The organism is Nocardioides sp. Soil_C_8 (assembly GCF_057656315.1).
Genome location: NZ_JBDGKQ010000005.1, coordinates 40,413 through 55,412, shown reverse-complemented (window position 1 = coordinate 55,412; position 15,000 = coordinate 40,413). Strand labels below are relative to the sequence as shown.

The following is a 15,000-nucleotide window of genomic DNA, read 5'->3' as shown; positions in this document are numbered from 1 at the left end:
ACACACACGCGCCGACTCGTCAGGTGACGCGGCGCCGGGTGTTGCCGAGGTGGAGCCGCATGGCGGCGCGGGCGGTCTCCACGTCACCGGCGAGGACGGCGGCGGCGACGTTGTCGTGCTCGCGCTGGACCCGCTCGACGTGGCTCGCGTCGGTCATGGAGTACGCCTCGCTGAGGCGGGTGCGCGGCAGCATGATCATCATCGGCCCGAGTGAGCCGAGCAGGTCGACGTAGAACCGGTTGCCGGTCGCGCGCGCCACGGCGAGGTGGAAGGCGAAGTCGGCCTCGACGGCGCCCTCGTGCCCGGACCGCGTGAAGCCGGCCAGCGCGTCCTGGATCGCCGAGGCGTCGGCGGCCGTGTGGTGCAGCGCCGCCAGCGCGGCGGCCTCGCTCTCCACGCCGATGCGGAAGTCGAGCATCGCCAGCACGTCGGCCTGGGTGCGGATCGCGGACGACTCGACGCTGAACGACGACGACTCGGGCACCGCGAGCACGAACGAGCCGCGTCCCTGCTGGGTCTCCACGAGGCCCTCCGCCCGGAGGCGGGTCACCGCCTCGCGCACGACGGTGCGCGAGACGGCGTACTCCTCGATCAGCTCCGCCTCCGACGGGAGCTTGGCGCCCGGGGCGAGGTCGCCGGCAAGGATCTTGTCCTTGAGACCGGCGACCACCGCCGCGGAGAGAGTGGAGCTCACCCGGGGTCCCCGACGCGGCGCGAGCGCAGCGAGTGGCGTGGTGGGGTGGTCATGCGCCGAAGGTAGCGGTCTCCAGCGTGAGCTCGCGCATGCGCTCGGTCAGCGTGAAGCCGAGGCCCGGGCGGTCCGGCACGAAGATCTGGCCGTCGCGGATGTCGATGCGCTCCTCGAAGAGCGGGTTCAGCCACTCGAAGTGCTCGACCCACGGCTCGGTGGGGTAGGTCGCCGCGAGGTGGAGGTGGATCTCCATCGCGTAGTGCGGAGCCAGGTCGAGGCGGTGGTGCGCGGCGAGGGTGGCGAAGCGCAGGAACGGCGTGATGCCGCCGATGCGCGGCGCGTCGGGCTGCACGATGCCGCGGTAGCCGGCGTTGACCAGGCCCATGTGCTCGTCGACCGAGGTCAGCATCTCGCCGGTGGCGATGGGGGTGTCGAAGGTCTGCGAGAGGTCGGCGTGGCCGACGTGGTCCCAGGCGTCGAGCGGCTCCTCGATCCAGATCAGGTCGAACTGCTCGAGCTCGCGGCACATCCGGCGGGCGCGGGCGCGGTCCCACTGCTGGTTGGCGTCGACCATGAAGGGGCCGTCGCCGAGGTGCTCGCGGAGCGCGGAGACACGGCGCAGGTCCTCACGCCAGTCGGGCTGGCCGACCTTGATCTTGATGCCGCCGATGCCGGACTCGATCGAGGCGGTGGCCTTCTCCTTGATCTCCTCGACGGAGGCCTGGAGGAAGCCGCCGGAGGTGTTGTAGACGCGGCACGAGTCGCGGTGCGCGCCGAGCAGCTTGGCCAGCGGGAGGCCGGCGCGGCGGGCCTTGAGGTCGTAGAGCGCGACGTCGAGCGCGGCGACCGCCTGCGTGGCGACGCCCGAGCGGCCGACCGAGGCGCCGGCCCACATCAGCGACTCGTAGATCTTCGCGATGTCGCTGGGGTCCTGGCCGATCGCGACGTCCATGACCTCCTTGAGGTGGGCGTACTGGGCCTTGCCGCCGGCGCGCTTGGAGTAGCTGAACCCCATGCCCTCGAAGCCCTGCTCGGTGGTGAGCTCGACAAAGAGCATCACGGTCTCGGTGAGCGGCTTCTGGCGGCCGGTGAGGACCTTGGCGTCGCTGACCGGGTTGGGCAGCGGGAGCACCACGTGCGACAGCTTCACGCTGCGGATCCGGTCGCCGGTGGTGGCGGTCGCGGCGGGCGGGGTCAGGGTCTGCGTCATGGGGGTTCCTCGGGTCGTCACGAACTTGTATGATGAGTGTGCAACTCATTACATAAGTACGTCAAGCCCGTTCCGCGAGGAGTCCTGATGAGCCAGGTCAGCAGCCGTCGACAGGTCCCGCGATGGCGGGACCTCGAGCCGTTCCTGCGGCCACGGCCCGTCGAGCGCGATGCCGTACGACGTCGCCTGGCGCGCTGCCTGTCGGTCGACGACGTCGAGCGGCTGGCCCGGCGCCGCGTCCCCGGCGCGGTCTGGGACTACGTCGCCGGCGGCTCCGACTCCGAGCTCGCGATGCGCCGCAACACCGACGCCTTCGACCGGGTGGAGCTCCGGCCCACGGCGTTCGGCCAGGTCGCTGCTCCCGACGTCGCCGCGACGGTCCTCGGCCGCCCGGCCGCCGCGCCGATGGTCCTCGCGCCGACCGGCTACACGCGGCTGAGCCACCACACGGGCGAGCGCGCGGTCGCCGCCGCGGCGCAGCAGGCCGGGCTGCCGTACACCCTGTCGACCTACGCACGACCTCGATCACCGACGTCGCGCAGGCCGCACCGCGCGGCCGCAACTGGTTCCAGGTCTACCTGATGAAGGACCGCGCCGTGACCCGCGCGCACCTCGACGAGGCGCGCGAGCAGGGCTACGAGGCGTTGGTGCTCACCATCGACACCACCGTCACCGGGATGAAGCGCAAGGACAAGCTGAACGGCTTCGCCATCCCGCCGCAGCTCACGGCCCGGACGATGGCCGGGATGGCCCGGCACCCGCGCTGGGTGGCCGACATCCTCACCACCGAGCCGCTGGGCTTCGCGACCTTCCCCGAGGGATCGACGTACGCGCGGTGGGGGATGTCCAACGAGCTCCGCGAGCAGGAGATCCGGCCCGCCGACATCACCTGGCTGCGCGAGGAGTGGGGCGGCCCCGTCGTCGTCAAGGGCGTCCAGTCGGTCGTCGACGCCCTCGCCGCGGTCGACGCCGGCGCGGACGCGATCGTGCTGTCCAACCACGGCGGTCGCCAGCTCGACCGCGCCCCGGTCCCGTTCGAGCTGCTGCCCGCCGTGGTCGAGGCCGTCGGCGGTCGCACGGAGGTGTACGTCGACTCCGGTGTCCGCAGCGGCGGTGACGTCGTCGCGGCCGTCGCGCTCGGCGCCACCGGGGTGATGGTGGGTCGCGCCTACCTCTACGGCCTCATGGTCGGCGGGCAGCGCGGGGTGACGCACGTGCTCGACCTGCTCACCGACGAGATGCGGCGCGCGATGGGGATGCTCGGCACGCCCACCCTGGCGCACCTCACCCCCGAGCACGCCCGGCTGCGGGACCGATGAGGGCGCCGGCGTCAGCCGACCGGGGTCACCAGCTCGCCGCGCTCGAGGAACGCGTCGACGTTGTCGAGCACGAGCCGGCCCATCGCCTCGCGGGTCTCCACGGTCGCGCTTCCCACGTGGGGCAGCAGCACGACGTCGTCGCGCTCCAGCAGGGTCGCGGGCACGCGCGGCTCGTCGGCGAACACGTCGAGCCCGGCACCGGCGATGCGGCCGGCCTCGAGTGCCGCGACCAGCGCGTCCTCGTCGACGACCGAGCCGCGGGCCACGTTGACCAGGCAGCCGTCGGGGCCGAGCGCCTCCAGCACGGCGGCGTCCACGAGCCCGTCGGTCCCTGCCCCGCCCGGGGTGAGCACGACGAGCACGTCGCTCTCCCGAGCCAGCGCGACCGGGCTGTCGTGGTAGGTCCAGGCGACGTCCTTGGGGCTGCGCGAGTGGTAGTGGATCTCGGCGCCGAAGGCCTCCAGCCGCTCCGCCGCGGCCTTCCCGATCCGGCCCAGGCCGAGCACGCCGACCTTCGCGCCGCGCACGTCGCGGGTCAGCCGCGGCTTCTCGCCGCGACCCCACGCACCACTCCGGACGAACCGGTCGGCGGCCGTGATGCCGCGCAGCACGTCGACGACCAGGAACGCCGCCAGGTCGGCCACGGCGTCGGTGAGCACGTCGGGGGTGTTGGAGACGACGATGCCGCGGCGCTCCGCCTCGGCGACGTCGACGTTGTCGTAGCCGACACCGAAGTTCGCGATCGCCCGCAGGTCGGGCAGGGCGTCCATCTCCGCCGCCCCGGCCTTCGCACCCCCGCCGACGACCGCGACCACGACACCGGCCGGGTCCTGGAGGTCGGCCAGCTCCGGGGCGGCGTACCGCTCCGACAGCCAGTCGCGCACGAAGGGCATCAGCCCGCCGAGCTGGACGACGCGGACCGGGTGCTGGGTGTCGGTGCTCACCACGCCATCCTTGCGGGGCGCCGGGCACGGCGTCCAAGACGACCTCGCTATCGCACGATGCACGGAAGGAGAGCGCCATGGGCCTGCTGATCGGCTTCACCACGATCCTGGTCGTCATCGCCGCCGGCGCGGCGCTCGCCCACGTCGGCGTGCTCGACCGCCGCTCGCAGCGCACCCTCGGCGAGATCGCCTTCTTCGTCGCCTCGCCCGCCCTGATGGTGGTGACGATCAGCCAGGTCCACCTCGAGACCGCGGCGGCGAACCTGGTCGCCTCGACCATCTCCCTCACCGCCTGCTTCGTCGCGTACGTCGCCATCGCGCGCCTGCGCTGGCGCCTCGACACCGGCTCGCTGCTCATCGGCGCGCTGTCGTCGTCCTACGTCAACGCGGGCAACCTCGGCATCGCCATCGCCGCCTACGTCGTCGGGGACATCACCGTCGTCGTGCCGACCCTGCTCGTGCAGATGCTGCTCGTGCAGCCGGCGGCGCTGATCGTCCTCGACCGCATCACCGGGCGCGGCGAGGGCGTGCTCCCCGCGGTCCGGCGGCTGGTCACCAACCCGCTCACGATCGCCGCGGTCCTCGGCCTGGTGCTGGCCACCACGGGGTGGGAGCTGCCGGCCCCGGTGATGTCGCCGCTGGAGATGCTGGCCGGTGCGGCGATCCCGCTCATGCTGATGTCGTACGGCGCTGCGCTGAGGCTGAGCCCGCCGATCGGCCGGGCCGGCCACAACGGCGAGGTCGTCGTCGCCACGGTGCTCAAGATGACCGTCATGCCGGTGGTCGCCTGGCTGGTGGGTGTGGCCCTCCACCTCGACGACCGCGTGCTGCTCGGCGTCGTCATCACGGCCGCCCTGCCGACCGCCCAGAACATCTTCCTGCACGCCACCCGCTACCGCGTCGGGGAGGATGTCGCCCGGGAGACCATCCTGGTCACCACCCTCGCCTCGCTGCCCGTCGCGCTGCTCGTCGCCGTGCTCCTGGGCTGACCCGCACACCCCCCACCACCGGAGGACCCCCACATGGACGACCTGCTCGACCGGCTGCGCACGAGCATCGGCGCCGACCACGTCCTGACCGACGACGCCGACGTCGCGGCGTACGTCGTCGACTGGACCGGCACCCTCGCCGGTCGCGCGCTCGCAGTGGTGCGGCCCGGCTCGACCGAGGAGGTGGCGGCGGTCGTCGGCGCCTGCGCCGAGGCCGGCGTCGCGGTCGTCCCGCAGGGCGGCAACACCGGTCTGGTCGGCGGCGGGGTGCCGGACGCCTCTGGCAGCCAGGTCGTGCTGTCGCTCGGCCGGATGCGCCGCGTCCGCGACGTCGACCCGGTCGCCGGGACCATCACCGTCGACGCGGGCGTCGTGCTGGCCGACGTGCAGGCGGCGGCCGAGAAGGCCGACCGGCTGTTCCCGATGTCGCTCGGCTCCGAGGGCAGCTGCACCATCGGCGGCAACCTCTCGACCAACGCCGGCGGCACCGCGGTGCTGCGCTACGGCATGACCCGCGAGCTGGTGCTCGGGCTCGAGGTCGTGCTGCCGGACGGCCGCGTCTGGGACGGGCTGCGCGGGCTCCGCAAGGACAACACCGGCTACGACCTCACCCAGCTGTTCGTGGGGGCGGAGGGCACGCTCGGGGTGATCACCGGCGCCGTGCTGCGGCTCTTCCCGGCCACCCCGCGCCACGCCACCGCCTGGGTGGCGGTGCCTTCCGTCGACGCCGCCGTCTCCCTGCTCGGCCTCGCCCAGCAGCACGCCGGCGTGCACCTCTCGACGTTCGAGATCGCCAACCGCCAGGCCATCGACCTCGTGCTCGCGCACCTCCCCGGGGCCAGCGACCCGCTCAGCGAGCCGAGCGACTGGTACGTCCTGGTCGAGCTCGCCGGATCGCCGTCGGACACCGGGCTCGACGAGACCCTCGAGTCGTTGCTGGGCGAGGCCGTGGAGGCCGACTGCGCCGCCGATGCCGCGATCGCCGGCAGCCCTGCGCAGCGATCGGCGCTGTGGGCCCTGCGCGAAGGCATCTCCGAGGTGCAGAAGGTCGAGGGCGCGACGCTCAAGCACGACGTCACGCTGCCGATCGCCCGGCTCGCGGAGTGGGCGACCGCGATGGGGCCGCGGCTGCAGGAGGTCTGCCCGGGCGTGCGCCTGGTCACCTACGGGCACGTCGGCGACGGCAACCTCCACTACAACCTCAACGCACCGCTGGCCGACGGCCGCAGCGACGACGACGCACTGCGGGCAGCGGCGAGCGACCTGACGAGGGCCATCTACGAGTCGGTGGCTCGCGAGGCGGGCTCGATCAGCGCCGAGCACGGGCTGGGTCGCACCAAGGCGGCGGCAGCGGCGTCGTACAAGTCCGACGTCGAGGTCGACCTGATGCGCGCCGTGAAGCAGGCGCTCGACCCGGCCGGGCTGATGAACCCCGGCGTCCTCGTGCCGCCCGCCTCCTAGCCGGTCCGCCCTAGGCTGCAGGGCATGAAGGCACAGACCCTCGGCCGCCTGGTGCTCGGCGGCTTCATGGTGACCGCAGGCGTGCTGCACCTGACCACGCAGCGCGAGGAGTTCCGGGCGCAGGTGCCCGACTGGTTCCCGGTCGACGAGGACGTCACCGTCCTCGCCTCCGGGGTCGTCGAGGTCGCGCTGGGCGGGGCGTTCGTCGCGCTACCGCGGCACCGGCGCACGGTCGGGGCGCTGCTGGCCGCCTTCTTCGTGGCGATCTTCCCCGGAAACGTCGCGCAGTACGCCGAGGGCACCGACGCCTTCGGCCTCGACACCGACCGCGCCCGCCTCGTCCGGCTCTTCTTCCAGCCGGTGCTCGTCCTGTGGGCGCTGTGGGCCGGCGGCCTGCTGTCCCGTCGTCGCCCGGTGCTCCGCGAGGAGCAGCAGCGCGAGGAGGTCGAGACGGGCGAGTAGTTTCCGCCCGCCCGGGTTTGGGCTGCGCCACCGGGGGCAGAGGGGGTCCTGAGAGAAGGGGGACTCCATGCCCATCACCGTGCCCACCAGGAGCACCAGCAGGACACTCGTCGGCGTCGCCGGACTGTGCGTCCTCGCCCTCGCCGCCACCGCGGCGCCCGTCACCATGGCCACCGCGTCGTCGGACGACCGCCGCCCCGTCGAGCTGCTCAGCCCCGCCCCGCAGGGCCGCGCCAGCACCGAGGCCACCGGGGCCACGGGCGACGAGCGCTCGCGAGCCGTCGACGTCGACGCGGCAGCACTCGACGCCGTACGCACCGGTGACCGCATCAGCCTCGCGCTGTTCGACGACACGACCGTCACCGCGGCCGTCGACCAGCGCACCGACGCCGCGGGCGTCACGTCGTGGTCCGGCGGCATCGTCGGCGAGAAGGGCAGCGTCACCGGCGTCGTGGTCGGCGGGGTCACCCACATCAACGTCGCCTCCGTCGAGCACGGCACCTTCGAGGTGCGCAGCACTCCCGAGGGCGACTACGTCGTCGACGAGGCGGGTGACCCGCCGGGCGGTGACGACGTCCTGCTGCCCGAGCGGCCGGGCGGCGCTGGAGCGAAGTCCGGGTCGCACGACCACCACGACCACGGCGCCACGCCTCGTGTGAGTCACGACAGCGCCGGCGCCGGCGGCGCGCCGCCGATCGCCGCGAGCGACGCGCCCGACACCGTCGACATCGCGATCGTCTATCCCGCGCAGCTGGTCGCCCAGATGGGCCAGGCGGCGATGCAGGCCCAGTTCGCGCTCGGCATCACCCAGACCAACGAGGCCTTCGCCACCTCCGGCGTCGCCACCCGCGTGCGACTGGTGGGCACCCGACAGGTCGCCGCGACGCAGTCGTCCGACCTGGTCACCAACCTCAGGGCGCTCGGCACCCCGGGCGACGGCATCTTCGACGAGGCGCAGGGCCTGCGCGAGGAGACCCACGCCGACCTGGTGAGCCTCTGGCTGGCGGGCAGCGTGCCTGCCGGCGCGTCGTGCGGGATCGCCTACCTCGGCGGGACCGACCCGCAGTACGACCCGCAGTACGCCGCCTGGTCGGTCGTCTACGCCGCCGCGTGCGCCACCGAGTTCCGTGCGTTCGCCCACGAGGTGGGCCACAACTTCAGCGCCCACCACGACGCCGGCGCGTCCCAGCCGCCGACCGACGGGAAGCCCTACGCCCGGGGCTACGTCGACGTGGCAGCTCGGACGATCACCGTCATGGCCTACTACGACCAGTGCGCCCGCGCCCAGGTCAACTGCACCCGCATCGGCTACTTCTCCAACCCCAACATCGCCTACAACGGCCGCGCCCAGGGCACCGCCGCGACCCAGAACGCGCAAGCGATCAACGAGCAGGTCGCCGCTGTCGCGGGCTACCGCCAGTCGCAGATCTACCCCGGCACGGCGAGCATCGCCGGCCGCGCCCGCTTCAAGGGCATCGCGGAGGCGACCACCACGCCGTGGTCCCCGACCGTCACCCTGGGCTACCAGTGGCTGCTCGACGGCGTCGCGGTCCCGGGCGCCACGGCCAGCACCTTCGAGCTCGGACGGCGTGACATCGGCAAGACGCTCAGCCTCCAGGTGTCCGGCTCTGCGCCGTTCTACCCGACGGTGGTCGCCCCGGCTGCCTCCGTCGTCGTCGGCAAGGCGCTCTTCCGCACGAAGCGGCCCAAGCTGCGCGGCGTGCCGCGCGCCGGCCGGGTGCTCTCGGTCAAGGTGAAGGGCTGGAAGCCCAAGCCGGCCAAGAAGAGCGTCAAGGTGCGCTACCAGTGGCTGAAGAACGGCAAGAAGATCAAGGGCGCCAAGAAGGCGACCTACCGCGTCCGCGCCAAGGACCGCGGCAAGAAGATCTCGGTCCGGGTGACGGCCAAGAAGAAGGGCTACGAGAAGGCGCGGCGGAGCTCGAAGAACGTCAAGATCCGCCGCTGAGCGTCGCCGCCGGGCGGGTCACAGGGTCGGCAACCAGTCGACCCGCCCGGCGAGCACGGCGTACCCCACGAAGGCCCCGACGTCGAGCAGCGTGTGGGCGACGACGAACGGCATCACCCGTCCCCAGCGGCGGAAGAGCCAGCCGAAGAGCAGGCCCATCGCGAGGTTGCCGACGAAGCCGCCCAGGCCCTGGTACAGGTGGTAGCTGCCCCTCAGGAGGGCCGCCAGCCCGATGGCGGCGGTGTCGCCGAAGCCGATCTGGCGCAGCCGCACCTGCACGAAGCCGAGGACGATGAACTCCTCGAGCACGGCGTTCTGCGCCGCCGCGAGCACCAGCACCGGCACCCGCCACCACTCCCCCGGCAACGACTGGGCGACGACCGTGAGGTTGGTGCCGAGCGCGAAGGTGGCGAGGTAGAAGACCACTCCCACCGAGCCGACGCCGGCCGCGAGGAGCGCGCCGCGTCCCCAGTCGCCGAGGGTGCTCCAGCCGCCGTCGCGCGCCCAGACGTCCTTGAGCCTGCTCCCGGAGCGCACCAGCAGGTACGCCGCCAGCGCCACCGGCACGAGCGCGAACCCGATCCGCAGCAGCTGGTAGGTCAGGTCGAGCCACGGCCGGTCCGGGGCGAGCGAGTTGTTGAGGTTCGCCGCCTGCGACGACAGCGGTCCCGGGGCGGTCAGCGCCGAGACGATGCTGACGACCGAGTAGACCGCGCTCCGGCCCAGCGACACCAGCAGCACGATCGCCAGCTCGGTCCACAGCAGCGCCTTCGCCAGCTCCGGCACGCCGCCCGGGACGGGCGTGTCACGGAGTCGCCACCACGGTCTCGTCACCTCGGTCGCCGTGCTCACGCACCCCAGCATCCCGCAACCGGCTGAGCCGCCGCTGAGAACCTGCCCACCGCTCAGTGAGGGAATCCCTTCGCTGCCCGCCTCGACCGACGGCCCCGGTTGTACGACCATCGACAGGTGAGCACGATCTACGAGGCGGCGGGCGGCATGGAGGTGTTCGTCCGCCTGGCCGAGGCGACGCACCAGCGGTGCCTGGCCGACCCGTTGCTCAACCACCCGTTCTCGCACGCCGACAACCAGCCGGACCACACCGCTCGGCTGGCGGCCTACTGGGCCGAGGCGCTCGGCGGCCCGCCGACGTACACCACCGGGATGGGCGGCACCGAGTCCCACGTGCAGCGCCTGCACGCGGGCGAGGCGGAGTACGCCGTGGAGGCGAGCCCGCGGTTCGTGCAGTGCGTCGTCGACTCGTTCGACGAGGCCGGCGTGCCTGCCGACCCGGAGGTCCGGCAGGCGATCGCCGACTACGTCACGTGGGCCGCGACCGGCCCCTTCCAGGCGTGGGGACGCTCGAAGGACGACGTGCCGGACGACCTGTCGCTGCCCCACTGGGACTGGGACGGCCCGACATGACGCCGTACTGGGCGAGGGATTCTGACTCTTGGAGGCCTTTGCAACGGCCTCCAGGAGTCAGGATCCCCGCTCGAGCGGGGACTCCGACAGGTCGGGTCAGGCCAGCGGCCACCGACGATGACTAGGACAGCGTCAGCCCGTCGTCACCCACGTCGACCGTCACCGCGCCACCGTCGGTGACCTGGCCGGCGATCAGCAGCCGGGCGAGCGGGTCGCCGATGGCCGACTGGATGAGCCGGCGCAGCGGCCGGGCGCCGTACGCCGGGTCGTAGCCGGTCTCGGCCAGCCAGGCGCGCGCCGCGTCGGTCACCGAGATGGTGATCCGCCGGACCGCGAGCCGCTGCTCGAGGAGCGCGAGCTGCAGGTCGACGATGTGCGCGAGGTCGTCCTTCGACAGCGCCTCGAACATCACGACCTCGTCGAGCCGGTTCAGGAACTCCGGCTTGAAGTGCTGGCGCACCACGTTCCTCACCGACATCTTCTTGGTGTCGGGCATGAGGTTCGGGTCGACCAGGAAGTTCGAGCCGAGGTTGGAGGTGAGGATCAGCAGCGTGTTGCGGAAGTCGACCGTGCGGCCCTGGCCGTCGGTGAGGCGGCCGTCGTCGAGCACCTGCAGCAGGATGTCGAAGACCTCGGGGTGCGCCTTCTCGACCTCGTCGAGCAGCACGACGCTGTAGGGGCGCCGCCGCACGGCCTCGGTCAGCTGGCCACCCTCGTCGTAGCCGACGTAGCCGGGAGGGGCACCGACGAGCCGCGAGACCGAGTGCTTCTCGCTGTACTCGCTCATGTCGATGCGGACGATCGCCCGCTCGTCGTCGAAGAGGAAGTCGGCGAGCGACTTGGCGAGCTCGGTCTTGCCGGTGCCGGTGGGGCCGAGGAAGAGGAACGACCCGGTCGGGCGGTTGGGGTCGGCGATGCCGGCGCGCGAGCGGCGTACGGCGTCACTGACCGCGGTGACGGCCTCGCGCTGTCCGATCAGGCGCTCGCCGATGACCGACTCCATCTCGAGCAGCTTGGCGGTCTCGCCCTGCAGCATCTTGCCAGTGGGGATGCCGGTCCAGGCCTCGACGACGTCGGCGATCTGCTCGGCGCCGACCTCCTCGCCCACGAGGGGCTCGATGTCGGCCAGCTCGGCCTTCTCGACCTCGTCGATCTGCTTCTCGAGCGCAGGGATCTGGCCGTACTGGATCTCCGAGGCGCCGGCGAGGTCACCCTCGCGCAGCTTCTTCTCGGCCTCGATCTTGAGCTGGTCGAGCTGGCGACGCAGCTCGCCCTCGCCCTGCAGCTGGTCCTTCTCGCGCTCCCATCGGGTCTCGAGCCCGCGCAGCTCCTCCTCACGGTCGGCGAGGTCCTTGCGCAGCACCTCGAGCCGCTCGGCCGACGCGGCGTCGGTCTCCTTGGCGAGCGCGAACTCCTCCATCTTGAGCCGCTCGACCCGGCGGCGGAGCTGGTCGATCTCCTCGGGCGAGGACTCGTGCTCCATCCGCAGGCGCGAGGACGCCTCGTCGATGAGGTCGATGGCCTTGTCGGGCAGCTGGCGGCCGGTGATGTAGCGGTCGGACAGCGTGGCGGCCGCGACCAGCGCGGCGTCGGTGATGCGGACGCCGTGGTGCGCCTCGTACTTCTCCTGGATGCCGCGCAGGATCTGGATCGTGTCCTCGACGCTGGGCTCGCCGACGAAGACCTGCTGGAAGCGGCGTTCCAGGGCGGGGTCCTTCTCGATGCGCTCGCGGTACTCGTCGAGCGTCGTCGCGCCGATCATGTGCAGCTCACCGCGGGCGAGCATCGGCTTGAGCATGTTGCCGGCGTCCATGGCGGAGTCGCCGCCGGCGCCCGCGCCGACGACGGTGTGGAGCTCGTCGATGAAGGTGATGACCTGCCCGCCGGCGTCCTTGATCTCCTCGAGGACGGCCTTGAGCCGCTCCTCGAACTCGCCGCGGTACTTCGCGCCTGCGACCATAGCCGCGAGGTCGAGCGACAGCACGCGGCGACCCTTCAGCGAGTCGGGCACGTCGCCGGCGACGACGCGCTGGGCGAGGCCCTCGACGACGGCGGTCTTGCCGACGCCGGGCTCGCCGATGAGCACGGGGTTGTTCTTGGTGCGCCGCGACAGCACCTGGATCACGCGGCGGATCTCGGCGTCACGGCCGATGACCGGGTCGAGCCGGCCCTCCTCGGCGGCGCGGGTGAGGTCGACGGAGAACTTCTCCAGCGACTCGTACGACGCCTCGGCGCTCTCGCTGGTCACGCGGCGGTTGCCGCGCACCGCGGTGATCGCCTCCCGGAGCCCGGCCGCGGTGAGGCCGGCGTCGGTCAGCACCTTCTGCGCGCTCGACTCGACGGTGGCCGTGGCGACGAGCAGGTGGTCGGTGGCGACGTAGTCGTCCTTCATCGACGCCGCGAGGTCGAGCGCCTGGGCGAGCACGCGCGTCAGCGACGCGGACGCGCTCGGCTGCTGGACGGTCGACCCGGTGGCGCGGGGCAGCTGCTGCAGCGCGCCCTCGGCCTGGGCCAGCAGCGGCGCCGGGTCGACGCCGGCCTTCTGCACCAGGCTGCGGGTGGCACCGTCCTCCTGCTTGAGCAGGGCGACGAGCAGGTGGATGGGCTCGGTGGTGGTGTTGCCGCCGGTGGTCGCGGCGAGCTGGGCAGCCTCGACGACCTCGCGGCTGCGGGTGGTGAACTTCTCGGCACCGAACTGGCTCAACTCATCTCCTCAGGATGTGCGCGTGTCGGAGACCACTGTGGCCTCGCTCTGTCCAACGCGCCAGAAGTTGAGTCGATTCCCCTCAACTCTACGGATTTGACCACTTTGGGCACTGTGAGCGACCGCCGGCGACGACTAGCGTCGGCAGACACCACCTGCCGCGTGCCGCGGCGCTCGTGACGCCCTGCCTGACACTGTTCCTCGACGCCCCTGTCGCCCGGACCCGACACTTCCGTGCCTCGAGGAGGGCCACCATGAGCATCGACCTGGAGACGCTGCGCTCCGCGACCAGGGGGACGGTCACCGGGCCGTCCGACGCCGACTACGACACCGCACGTGCCGTGCGCAACGGCATGATCGACAAGCGCCCCGCCGTGGTCGTGCAGGCCTCGAACGCCGGCGACGTCATGACCGCCGTGCGCTTCGCCGCCGACAACGGGCTGACGGTCGCCGTACGCGGTGGTGCCCACAGCGTTCCCGGCTTCGGCACCGCGGACGACGCCGTGGTGGTCGACATGTCGGCGATGCGCGACGTCCGGGTCGACCCGGTGAACCGCACCGCCCGGGTTGCCGGCGGTGCGACGTGGGGCGACCTGAACTCCGCGACCTACCCGTTCGGCCTCGCCACCACTGGCGGCATCATCTCGACCACGGGCGTCGGCGGCCTGACCCTCGGCGGCGGCATCGGCTACCTCGCGCGGGGCCTCGGGCTGTCCCTCGACAACCTGGTGGCGGCGGACGTGGTGACGGCCGACGGCACCTTCCGCCTCGCCAGCGAGAAGGACGACGCGGACCTGTTCTGGGCCATCCGCGGCGGCGGCGGGAACTTCGGCGTCGTGACGTCCTTCGAGTTCCGGCTGAGCCCGGTCGAGGACATCTACGGGGGTCCGATGTTCTTCGAGCTCGACCGCGCCGGCGACCTCTTCCGGCTCTACCGCGAGTTCATCGCGGACGCGCCGGGGCAGTTCGGCGGCTTCCCGGCCTACCAGATCGCGCCCCCGTTGCCGTTCATCCCGGAGGAGCGCCACGGTACGACGCTCGCGCTCTTCGTGGCCTGCTGGGCGGGTGACGTCGAGAAGGGCGAGGAGGTCCTCAAGCCGTTCCGCGACCTCGCGCCGACCGTCGCCGAGCTGGTCGGCCCGATGCCGTACCCGGCCCTCAACGCCGCCTTCGACGACCTCTACCCCGTGGGCCTGCGCCACTACTGGAAGGCGAGCTTCGCCAAGGAGCTCACCGACGAGGCGATCGAGGCGCACGTCGAGCACGGGTCGAAGGTCCCCGCGATGACGTCGACCATGCACATCTACCCGATCAACGGCGCCTGCCACCGGGTCGAGTCGGACGCGACGGCGTTCGCCTACCGCGACGCCAGCTTCGCGACCGTGATCGCCGGCATGTGGCCGGACGCGGCGGACGACGAGCAGAACACGGCCTGGGTCCGGGGCTACTACGACGCGATCGCGCCGCACTCGGAGGAGGGCGGCTACATCAACTTCATGGCCGACGACGACCAGGGCCGGATCCGCCAGAACTACCGGGGGAACTACGACCGGCTCCAGCAGGTGAAGCGGGAGCACGACCCGGACAACATGTTCCGGCACAACCAGAACATCGCACCGGCCTGATTCGCGGGCGCCGCTCGACCGCTGTCCCAAAGTGGGCAAATCGCTGCGGGAGGCGAAGGCTTTACCGTCGATCTGTTTCATTCCGCGGACAAGCGGGCAGAGTGGTGCTATGAGCAAGCTGATCTTCGACAACCGCTTCGTCGGGGTCGCGTTCGTGGTGCTGCTGTTCGTCAACGCCTTCGCCATCCAGAGCGGCTGGTACGC

At 72.0% G+C, this 15,000-nt stretch carries 11 protein-coding genes and 1 pseudogene; 7 read left to right on the top strand and 5 right to left on the bottom strand.

Annotated elements, in window-relative coordinates; genetic code table 11:
* Window positions 1–19 precede the first annotated feature (19 nt).
* Together AC3A3L_RS19745 and AC3A3L_RS19740 are read right to left on the bottom strand one after the other, a co-directional pair.
* Window positions 20–694 (bottom strand): FadR/GntR family transcriptional regulator, encoded by a 675-nt coding sequence (locus AC3A3L_RS19745; RefSeq protein WP_487641749.1) that lies wholly within the window; start codon window positions 692–694, stop codon window positions 20–22.
* Between the two features lie 49 nt (window positions 695–743).
* A complete protein-coding gene (locus AC3A3L_RS19740; protein ID WP_487641748.1) occupies window positions 744–1,901 on the bottom strand; it encodes an L-talarate/galactarate dehydratase in 1,158 nt (385 codons plus the stop codon).
* 87 nt (window positions 1,902–1,988) lie between these two features.
* Here AC3A3L_RS19740 and AC3A3L_RS19735 point away from each other — a divergent pair.
* A pseudogene (locus tag AC3A3L_RS19735) lies at window positions 1,989–3,220 on the top strand (alpha-hydroxy acid oxidase).
* An 11-nt stretch (window positions 3,221–3,231) separates the two neighbouring features.
* Here AC3A3L_RS19735 and AC3A3L_RS19730 read toward each other — a convergent pair.
* Window positions 3,232–4,164, bottom strand: a complete 933-nt coding sequence (locus AC3A3L_RS19730; protein ID WP_487641747.1) for a 2-hydroxyacid dehydrogenase — start codon at window positions 4,162–4,164, stop codon at window positions 3,232–3,234.
* 77 nt (window positions 4,165–4,241) lie between these two features.
* Here AC3A3L_RS19730 and AC3A3L_RS19725 point away from each other — a divergent pair, with 77 nt between their 5' ends.
* The 4 genes from AC3A3L_RS19725 (at window position 4,242) to AC3A3L_RS19710 (ending at window position 9,042) form a co-directional block, all read left to right on the top strand.
* Window positions 4,242–5,153: an AEC family transporter gene (locus tag AC3A3L_RS19725; RefSeq protein ID WP_487641746.1), complete on the top strand. Its 912-nt coding sequence runs from the start codon at window positions 4,242–4,244 to the stop codon at window positions 5,151–5,153.
* A gap of 33 nt (window positions 5,154–5,186) precedes the next feature.
* Window positions 5,187–6,614 carry an FAD-binding oxidoreductase gene (locus AC3A3L_RS19720; protein ID WP_487641745.1) on the top strand — a complete coding sequence of 476 codons (1,428 nt, stop codon included), beginning with the start codon at window positions 5,187–5,189 and terminating at the stop codon, window positions 6,612–6,614.
* Window positions 6,615–6,638: 24 nt separating this feature from the next.
* Window positions 6,639–7,076, top strand: coding sequence for a DoxX family protein (locus AC3A3L_RS19715; protein WP_487641744.1), 438 nt, complete (start codon window positions 6,639–6,641; stop codon window positions 7,074–7,076).
* A 67-nt stretch (window positions 7,077–7,143) separates the two neighbouring features.
* Window positions 7,144–9,042: a reprolysin-like metallopeptidase gene (locus AC3A3L_RS19710; RefSeq protein ID WP_487641743.1), complete on the top strand. Its 1,899-nt coding sequence runs from the start codon at window positions 7,144–7,146 to the stop codon at window positions 9,040–9,042.
* 18 nt (window positions 9,043–9,060) lie between these two features.
* Here the strand turns inward: AC3A3L_RS19710 and AC3A3L_RS19705 are convergent, their stop codons facing one another.
* Window positions 9,061–9,894, bottom strand: coding sequence for a CPBP family intramembrane glutamic endopeptidase (locus tag AC3A3L_RS19705; protein WP_487641742.1), 834 nt, complete (start codon window positions 9,892–9,894; stop codon window positions 9,061–9,063).
* A 117-nt stretch (window positions 9,895–10,011) separates the two neighbouring features.
* Here AC3A3L_RS19705 and AC3A3L_RS19700 point away from each other — a divergent pair, with 117 nt between their 5' ends.
* A complete protein-coding gene (locus AC3A3L_RS19700) occupies window positions 10,012–10,467 on the top strand; it encodes a globin domain-containing protein (RefSeq protein WP_487641741.1) in 456 nt (151 codons plus the stop codon).
* A 121-nt stretch (window positions 10,468–10,588) separates the two neighbouring features.
* Here AC3A3L_RS19700 and clpB read toward each other — a convergent pair whose 3' ends face one another.
* Window positions 10,589–13,171 (bottom strand): ATP-dependent chaperone ClpB, encoded by a 2,583-nt coding sequence (gene clpB / locus AC3A3L_RS19695; RefSeq protein ID WP_487641740.1) that lies wholly within the window; start codon window positions 13,169–13,171, stop codon window positions 10,589–10,591.
* Between the two features lie 254 nt (window positions 13,172–13,425).
* On the opposite strand from clpB, the gene AC3A3L_RS19690 reads away from it, so the two are divergent.
* Entirely contained in the window at window positions 13,426–14,796 is a 1,371-nt protein-coding gene (locus AC3A3L_RS19690; RefSeq protein WP_487641739.1) for an FAD-binding oxidoreductase, read from the top strand.
* Window positions 14,797–15,000 lie beyond the last annotated feature (204 nt).